This window comes from Streptomyces sp. NPDC007164, assembly GCF_040634135.1.
GTDB lineage: Bacteria > Actinomycetota > Actinomycetes > Streptomycetales > Streptomycetaceae > Streptomyces > Streptomyces sanglieri.
This window is the reverse complement of sequence record NZ_JBEYFB010000105.1, coordinates 1-7,858: the sequence shown is the minus strand read 5'-3', so window position 1 is coordinate 7,858 and position 7,858 is coordinate 1. Positions and strand designations below refer to the sequence as shown.

The window sequence follows — 7,858 nt, the reverse complement described above, 5'->3', positions numbered from 1 at the left end:
CAGGAGATAGATCAGGGCCCGGAACATGATGGAAAGGTCCCCCTGCGGAGAGTTGGCGGGGCTTGTCCCGCCCCGGTTGGGGCCCAGAGTATCCGCGGGCACCCGGCTCAGGGAGCCAGTGGCGGCCGGGGGCCCTCGTCGGGGCGTGCGCCCGGCTGCGGGCCGTCCTCGCGGATGACCTCACCCTGGACCACCTTTCCGTCCGGCCGGTGAATGCGGGCCTGCTGGAAGGCGTCGGAGAGGCTGCCGGGGGCCGCGGCGCGCATCCGGCGCTCCAGCGACCGCTCCGCATACCGGCCGAGCCGGGAACGGACCGGCGGCACCAGCAGCAGGAGCCCCGCCACGTCCGAGACGATCCCCGGAATGATCAGCAGCAGCCCGCCGAGCATCAGGAAGCCGTTGCCCCTGCCGCCCGAAGCGGTGGCCGGCGGGTCGGCGGCGGCGCCGGGCTGCCCCGGCATCTGCTGGAGCGTCTCGGTGAGACTGCGGAAGGCCCGGCGGCCGGCCCGCTTCATCACAGCGGCACCGAGGACGATCCCCGCCACCAGGAGCAGCAGCACGGTGAATCCGCCCGCCGCGTCGGCCACGACGGTGAGCAGCCAGATCTCCAGCACCGCCCAGGCGGCGATGGCGAGGGGGACGAAGGTACGGGCGCGAGAGCGCCTGGGGGCGGTCGGGGGCGGTGTGCCGGTCGTCATGGTCCCCAGTGTGCCCGTACGGGCGTCCGAACGGCGCAAGGGGGTGATCACCGGCGGTGGAGCCGAGGCCCGCCGCGGTCGCGGCGGGCGCGGTGGACTCAGATCGCCTTGCGGCCCAGGACCCGGTTCGTACGGGAGGAGACGCCCCAGGAGGTGACCCGCCAGAGCGCCTCGACCAGGATGTCGCGGCTCATCTTCGAGTCGCCGATCTCCCGGTCGACGAAGGTGATCGGGACCTCGACGACGTGGTAGCCGGCCTCGACGGCACGGCGGGCCAGGTCGACCTGGAAGCAGTAGCCCTGCGAGGCGACCCGGTCGAGGCCGATGCCGTCCAGGGTCTCGGCGCGGAAGGCCCGGTAGCCGCCGGTGACGTCCCTGGTCTGCAGCCCGAGAAGGAGCCGGGAGTAGGTGCTGCCGCCGCGGGAGATCATTTCGCGGGACTTGGGCCAGTTGACCACGCGCCCGCCCGGCACCCAGCGTGAACCGAGCACCAGGTCGGCGCCCTTGAGCGCGGTGAGCAGCCTGGGCAGCTCCTCGGGCTGGTGGGAGCCGTCGGCGTCCATCTCCACCAGCACGCCGTAGCCGTGCTCGGTGCCCCAGCGGAAGCCCGCGAGATAGGCCGCACCCAGCCCTTCCTTGCCCTTGCGGTGCAGCACCTGGACCTGGCTGTCCTCGGCGGCGATCTCGTCGGCGACCTTGCCGGTGCCGTCCGGGCTGTTGTCGTCGGCGACCAGAATGTCGGCGTCCGGCACCGCGGCACGTACCCGGCTGACGATCGGCTTGATGTTCTCGGCCTCGTTGTAGGTCGGAATGATCACCAGGATTCTGCCGAGCGGGCCGTACCGCCGCTGACCGCCGTCGTTCACTAACTGCCCCTTAAGTCCGTACGCAGATGCACACCATATCCAGCGCGCCGGGGCCGGTCTCCGACGCGGTCGGGCGGTGCCGGGCGCCGCCGGGGACAGAAGGACGGAAGTACGGACAGAAACACGGGTACGAGCACGGACGGGAACTACGGATGGGGGCCCGGCGCCCTTCGGGCCGACCTGGGACCCGCTGGCTGCGGGTCGACCTAGAGCCGTTGTCTACTGAACGTCCGGGCCCCACCCGGGTCGCACCGCCGTCCGGCTGAAACCTTCCCTCGCCCCCGAGGCGCGGGCGCTGAACCTGGCTGTCAGTGGTGGTGCGCCGGTGCGGCACACCACCCCATGACCCAGCGGCGTTCGACGACTGCGTGGAGGTTTAACCGGTCGGACGTCCTGTGGTGGACTCCGCCGAACCTACCGGCCGGTGGGCGCGTTCTGTCAATAGCCGTCTGACCTGCAATATTTACGAAACTTGCCTGGTCAGTAGCGAAGATCCGCAGGTCGCGGCGGACCGGGGACCGCCACGGGTGACGGTACGGGACGGCAGGACGTCACTCGTTCGGCCGCTCGTAGACAGTTCGTCCGAACACCACGGTCCGCAGGCAGACCGGCAGATCGACGCCGGGGGTGAGATCCGGCAGGCCGGGCGTGCCCGAGCGGGGGTCGGTCGACCAGCGGGCGACCCGGTCGTCCGGCGCCTGGACCACCAGGTCAGAGGTCTGCCAGACCGCGTAGTCGGCCGGGGAGCCGGGCACCAGGATGCCCGCGTCGTCCCGGCCCACGGCCCGCCAGCCGCCCCGGGTGTGGGCGGTGAAGCCCGCTCGTACGGAGATCCGGTGCTCGGGCGTGCGGTGGAAGGCGGCGGCCCGTACGGTGCCCCACGGGTCGAGCGGGGTCACCGGGCTGTCGGAGCCGAAGGCGAGGGGCACACCGGCCCGCAGGAGCGCCGCGTACGGGTTGAGGGTTCTGGCCCGCTCGATGCCGAGCCGCTGGGCGTACATGCCCTCCTCGCCGCCCCAGGCGGCGTCGAAGGCGGGCTGGACGGAGGCGGTCAGCCCCAGCTCCGCGAACGCGGCCACGGTCTCGGGGGTGAGCATCTCGGCGTGCTCGACGCGGTGCCTGGCGCCCCGGATCCGGGACAGCCCGAGCGTCTCGGCGGCGGCCCTGACCCCGTCGACCACGGCCGAGAGCGCGGCGTCTCCGATGGCGTGGAATCCGGCCTGGAGGCCCGCCTCGGTGCACGCGGTGACATGGGCGGCGATCTGCGCCGCGTCCAGATGGGCGGTGCCGGTTCCGGCGGCCGGGCCGTCGGCGTACGGCTCGTGCAGGCAGGCGGTGTGCGAACCGAGCGAGCCGTCCGCGAAGAGGTCCCCGGCCGCCCCGACGGCACCGAGTTCCCGGATCCGGCGGGCGTCCTTCTCGTCGGCGACCCGCTCCGCCCAGTAGCCGAAGACCCGCGGCCCGCGCTCGGCGGCGGCGAGCGCGAGCAGTCCGGCGAAGTCCTCCTCGTCGGAGATGTCGGGGCCGCCGCACTCGTGGACGGTGCCGATGCCGAGCGACGCGGCGTGCCGCAGGGCGGCGCGCTGGGCGTCGGCGCGCTGGCGCGGCGAGAGGGCGTCGTGGGCCGCGGCGCGGACCGCGTGGTGGGCGGCGCCGGTCAGCGGGGCGTCACAGTGGTGGCCGGTCAGTCCGGTGACGCCCGGGACCAGGTCGAGCAGGGCGGTGGTGACCACCGCGGAGTGCACATCGACCCGGGGCAGGTAGACCGGGCGTCCGCCGGCCGCCGCGTCCAGCTCGGCGCGCGACGGGGGGCGCTGCTCCGGCCAGCGGGTGGCGTCCCAGCCGTGGCCGAGGACGACCCGGTCCGCGGGGTGCGCGGCCACGTACGCGCGCAGCAGGCCGAGCGCCTCGTCGAGGGTCCGGGCGCCGGACAGGTCGAGGCCGGTGAGGGCCAGGCCGGTCGACGTGGTGTGGACGTGGGCGTCGGTGAACGCGGGGGTCACCAGCGCGCCGTCGAGGTCGATCACTTCGTCGACCCCGCTCGCGAAGGCGTCGGCGGCCCCTTCCGAGCCCACCCAGGCGACGTGGCCGCGTTCGACCACCATGGCGGTGGCGAAGGGGTCGGCGGGGCTGTGGACGTCTCCACCGCGCAGCAGCACGGTGCGGTGTTCGCTCTGGGGGGCGGTGCTCTCGGTCATGGGACCAGTCTCGCGCCTGTCCCCGGCCGCACGGTCCGCGACCCCCCTCAGATCTGGGGCGGCCGTGCCTCGTACGGCGTGGACAGGACGACCGTGGTGCGGGTGGAGACTCCGGCCAGTGAACGGATCCGGGTGAGCAGGTGCTCCAGCTCCAGGGGGGTCGCCACGCGCACCTTGAGGATGTAGTTCTCGTCACCCGCGACGCTGTGGCACGCCTCCAGCTCCGGGACGTCGGCCAGCCGCTCCGCGATGTCGTCCGGCGCGCTGGGGTCGAAGGGCTTCACCGAGATGAACGCGGTGAGCGGCAGGCCGACGGCCTCGGGGTCGACGACCGCGGCGTAGCCCCGGATCACCCCGCGCTGTTCCAGCCTGCGGACCCGCTGATGAACCGCCGATGTGGACAGGCCCGTGGCCTTGCCCAGGTCGGTGTAGCTCATCCGCCCGTCCTTGACGAGCAACTCCACGATCTGTCGGTCCAGCTCCTCCATACGGACCAACCTATTGCCCGAAGTCCCTCCAGGCACAGCGGCAGGAGCCCCGGATGGGGCAGCTGCGGCGGGCATGTGACGAATGCCACAGGTTTACGGGTCGGTAGCCGACCCCCTCGCGGTTACCGCCGATGCGCGACGGGAAGTGCTTGCTTTGGTCGAGGCCGTGTCGCCTGGTCGGCCCACCTGAGGGGGGAATTTCCCATGCAGAGCCTGAAGCTCACCGGACGTAGCGAACCGGATCCCGTCGAGGATGCCGCCGACGTCGGGGGCACCGCTCCCGACGCGTACGACACCTTCGAGATGTACCGGGTGATCTGCCCGGACTGCGCGCAGCCGATCGCGCTGCTGGCCGACGAGGACGTGCTGCCGGAGCACGCGCTGTGCCCGACGCCGTGGAATCCGTTCGTGCTGACCGTCTGCGCCGGTACCGGCCGCGCGGCCGCGCAGTCGCGGCCCGCCGACGAGTCGTTCGACGCCCAGGAGCAGGAGACGGGCCTGTTGTTGACGCTCCCTCAGGGGCTCGACTGGAGGATGCAGCCGTTCTCGCACGCCGGCGGCCCCGGCTCGCGCCCGCTGCAGGTGCCGCAGATGCAGCGTCACGCCGCCTGACGGCAGCCCCCCACGCGCGACCGCCCGGACCCCGTCCGGGCCCGCCCCCCGCGCATCCGCGCCGCACCACGGCGGCCCGGCCGACGTGGTGCCCGCGCCGACGGCCGTCCGCCGCCCGGGGACGGGGCGAACGGGCTCTCGAATCGGCCGGACAGTGACCGGGGCCCGCCCCGCACCGTTGGCCCGTCATGACCCCGCTGCATTCAACGGCCGGTCCCGGCCGCCGCCGTCTCGCCGCTCCCACCGCCGAAGAATCGGTTCCGCAGCCCGTGGCTCCCCGGGCGGTGCCGCGACCTGTGCCGCACTCCGCCGATCCGCCCATCTACCGGGCGCTGCTGAGTCATTGGGAGAGCGCGGACCGGACCCTGCCGGGCCGCCATGACCAGGAGTGGAACCGGATCATGACGACGCCCGTGTGGTCGGACCGGCCGCTGCGGGTCAGCGCGTCTCGGGGCCCGCGAGGTGGCGCGCGATGACCATCCGCTGGATCTGGTTGGTGCCCTCGACGATCTGCAGCACCTTCGCCTCGCGCATCAGCCGCTCGACGGGGAAGTCCTGGGTGTAGCCGTATCCGCCGAGCACCTGGACGGCGTCCACGGTGACCCGCATGGCGAGGTCCGTGCAGAACAGCTTGGCCATGGCCGCCTGGCGCGAGAAGGCCTTGCCCTCGTCGCGGAGCCTGGCCGCCTCCAGGTAGAGCGCCCGGCCCGCCTCGATCTGGGTGGCCATGTCGGCGAGCATGAAGCGCAGGCCCTGGAAATCCGCGATCGGGCGGCCGAACTGCTGCCGTCCGGTGGCGTAGCCGACGGCCTCGCTCAGGGCCGCCTGGGCGACGCCGATGGCGCAGGCGGCGATGCCCAGGCGTCCGGAGTCGAGTGCGGACAGGGCGATCGCGAAGCCCTGGCCCTCCTCGCCGATCCGGCGCGCGTCACCGACCCGTACGCCGTCGAAGTTCAGCTGGGCGGTGGGCGAGCCCTTCATGCCCATTTTCTTCTCGGGCGCGGCCGCGTTGAGCCCCTCGGCGTCGCCGGGGACCAGGAACGCGGTGATGCCGCGGGGGCCCTCGACGCCGGTGCGGGCCAGGACCGTGTAGAAGTCGGCGATGCCGCCGTGCGTGATCCACGCCTTGGTGCCGGTGACGACCCAGTCGTCGCCGTCGCGTACGGCCTTCGTGCGCAGCGAGGCGGCGTCGGAGCCGGAGGCGGGCTCGGAGAGGCAGTAGGCGCCCAGCAGGCCGCCTCCCAGCATCGCCGGCAGGTGTTCGGTCCGCTGCTCCTTGGTGCCGTATCCGGCGACCGCGTGACAGGCCAGGGAGTGGACGCTGACGCCGAGGCCGACGGTGAGCCGGGCCGCCGCGAGCTCTTCGAGGACCTGGAGGTAGACCTCGTACGGCTGGTCGCCGCCGCCGTGGGCGGAGTCGTAGGGCAGTCCCAGCAGTCCGGACTCGGAGAGCAGCGAGAAGACCTCGCGCGGGAACCGGCCCGCTTCTTCCTCCTGAGCCGCCCGGGGCGCGATCTCCCGCTGGGCGATGTCGCGGACGAGCGCGACGAGCTCCTTGGACTCCTCGGTGGGCAGACGGCGTTCCACCAAATACGGGGCACGGTCGGACATGACGGCGCTCTCCTCCCTGTCGGGCGTTGCGACGGTCGCGCGCGAGGGGTGTGGGCGGCGCCGCCGGGGGCTTCCGGGCCGGGCCCGGAGAAGCACTGCTACCCAGCCGACACCGGCCCCCTCGGATTACGAAGGCTGCTGGCCAGCGGCTGTGGCGGCTTGAGTATGCCCGATCGGACGATATCCGTCACGGGGTCACCGGGCGACTCGGCGCCGAACTCGACGATCGCCGGAAATGGTCCGAACCATTGACCTCACTGGTCTAGTCCATCTACGGTTCCCAGCGAGCGGCCTTTGCGCGTTCATGCCAAATCCACGCGTTGGCCGACTGCTCGCCCCCACAAGCAAGTTCCCTCCCCCACGAGGAGACAAGATGTTCGGCAAGCACCGCCCCCGCGCCCGGTTCCGGGCGCTCGCCGCAGCCGCCTGTACCGCCGCCCTCGGCGCCACCCTGCTGGGTGTCGCGGGCTCCGCCTCGGCCGGCACTCCCCCCACCGAAACGCGGGCCGCGGCCCCCGCTTCCGCCGACGCGGCCCCCGCGGCAGCCGGCGACAAGGTGGTCGGATACTTCACCAACTGGGGTGTCTACGGCCGCAATTACCACGTCAGGAACATCGAGACGTCCGGCTCGGCCGACAAGCTCACGCACATCAACTACGCCTTCGGCAACGTCACGGGAGGCAAGTGCGCGGTCGGCGACTCGTACGCCGACTACGAGAAGGCGTACACCGCCGACCAGTCCGTCGACGGCGTCGCCGACACCTGGGACCAGGATCTGCGCGGCAACTTCAACCAGCTGCGCAAGCTGAAGAAACTGCACCCGGACCTCAAGATCATCTGGTCGTTCGGCGGCTGGACCTGGTCCGGTGGCTTCGGTGAGGCGGCGAAGAACCCCGCCGCGTTCGCCGACTCCTGCTACAACCTGGTGGAGGACCCCCGTTGGGCCGATGTCTTCGACGGCATCGACATCGACTGGGAGTACCCCAACGCCTGCGGTCTGACCTGTGACACCAGCGGTCCGGCCGCACTGAAGGGCCTCACCTCGGCGCTGCGCTCGAAGTTCGGCAGCAACAACCTGGTGACGGCCGCCATCACCGCCGACGGATCCGACGGCGGCAAGATCGACGCCGCCGACTACGCCGGCGCCGCCCAGTCCCTGGACTGGTACAACGTGATGACGTACGACTTCTTCGGCGCCTGGGACGCGAAGGGCCCGACCGCCCCGCACTCCCCGCTGACCGCCTACGAGGGCATCCCGAAGGAGGGCTTCAACAGCGAGGCCGCCATCGACAAGCTGAAGGCCCAGGGCGTCCCCGCGGCCAAGATGCTGCTCGGCATCGGCTTCTACGGCCGCGGCTGGACCGGCGTCACCCAGGACGCCCCCG

At 72.3% G+C, this 7,858-nt stretch carries 7 protein-coding genes; 2 read left to right on the top strand and 5 right to left on the bottom strand.

The genetic code is table 11. From position 1 onward, the window contains the following. Positions 1 to 107: 107 nt before the first annotated feature. The 4 genes from fxsA to ABZ622_RS41350 form a co-directional block, all read right to left on the bottom strand. Positions 108 to 698, bottom strand: coding sequence for an FxsA family membrane protein (fxsA, locus tag ABZ622_RS41365; protein ID WP_360552431.1), 591 nt, complete (start codon positions 696 to 698; stop codon positions 108 to 110). 98 nt (positions 699 to 796) lie between these two features. Continuing rightward, positions 797 to 1,564, bottom strand: coding sequence for a polyprenol monophosphomannose synthase (locus ABZ622_RS41360; RefSeq protein ID WP_266917362.1), 768 nt, complete (start codon positions 1,562 to 1,564; stop codon positions 797 to 799). Positions 1,565 to 2,115: 551 nt separating this feature from the next. Then, positions 2,116 to 3,762: an amidohydrolase gene (locus ABZ622_RS41355; protein WP_360552428.1), complete on the bottom strand. Its 1,647-nt coding sequence runs from the start codon at positions 3,760 to 3,762 to the stop codon at positions 2,116 to 2,118. Positions 3,763 to 3,809: 47 nt separating this feature from the next. Further along, the gene (locus ABZ622_RS41350) at positions 3,810 to 4,250 is read right to left on the bottom strand and encodes an Lrp/AsnC family transcriptional regulator (RefSeq protein WP_124718962.1); all 441 of its coding nucleotides are present in this window, start codon (positions 4,248 to 4,250) and stop codon (positions 3,810 to 3,812) included. 204 nt (positions 4,251 to 4,454) lie between these two features. On the opposite strand from ABZ622_RS41350, the gene ABZ622_RS41345 reads away from it, so the two are divergent. Beyond that, positions 4,455 to 4,862, top strand: a complete 408-nt coding sequence (locus ABZ622_RS41345; protein WP_360552426.1) for a hypothetical protein — start codon at positions 4,455 to 4,457, stop codon at positions 4,860 to 4,862. A gap of 438 nt (positions 4,863 to 5,300) precedes the next feature. Here the strand turns inward: ABZ622_RS41345 and ABZ622_RS41340 are convergent, their stop codons facing one another. Then, positions 5,301 to 6,473: an acyl-CoA dehydrogenase family protein gene (locus ABZ622_RS41340; protein ID WP_360552424.1), complete on the bottom strand. Its 1,173-nt coding sequence runs from the start codon at positions 6,471 to 6,473 to the stop codon at positions 5,301 to 5,303. A 373-nt stretch (positions 6,474 to 6,846) separates the two neighbouring features. On the opposite strand from ABZ622_RS41340, the gene ABZ622_RS41335 reads away from it, so the two are divergent. Continuing rightward, a partial coding sequence (locus tag ABZ622_RS41335) for a glycoside hydrolase family 18 protein (RefSeq protein ID WP_360552422.1) occupies positions 6,847 to 7,858 on the top strand: 1,012 nt, incomplete at its 3' end.

What these genes read in the sequence shown, in the direction of transcription:
- fxsA (WP_360552431.1), bottom strand. Translation starts at nt 698, where the DNA reads ATGACGACCGGCACACCGCCCCCGACCGCCCCCAGGCGCTCTCGCGCC.
- ABZ622_RS41355 (WP_360552428.1), bottom strand. Translation starts at nt 3,762, where the DNA reads ATGACCGAGAGCACCGCCCCCCAGAGCGAACACCGCACCGTGCTGCTG.
- ABZ622_RS41350 (WP_124718962.1), bottom strand. Translation starts at nt 4,250, where the DNA reads ATGGAGGAGCTGGACCGACAGATCGTGGAGTTGCTCGTCAAGGACGGG.
- ABZ622_RS41345 (WP_360552426.1), top strand. Translation starts at nt 4,455, where the DNA reads ATGCAGAGCCTGAAGCTCACCGGACGTAGCGAACCGGATCCCGTCGAG.
- ABZ622_RS41340 (WP_360552424.1), bottom strand. Translation starts at nt 6,473, where the DNA reads ATGTCCGACCGTGCCCCGTATTTGGTGGAACGCCGTCTGCCCACCGAG.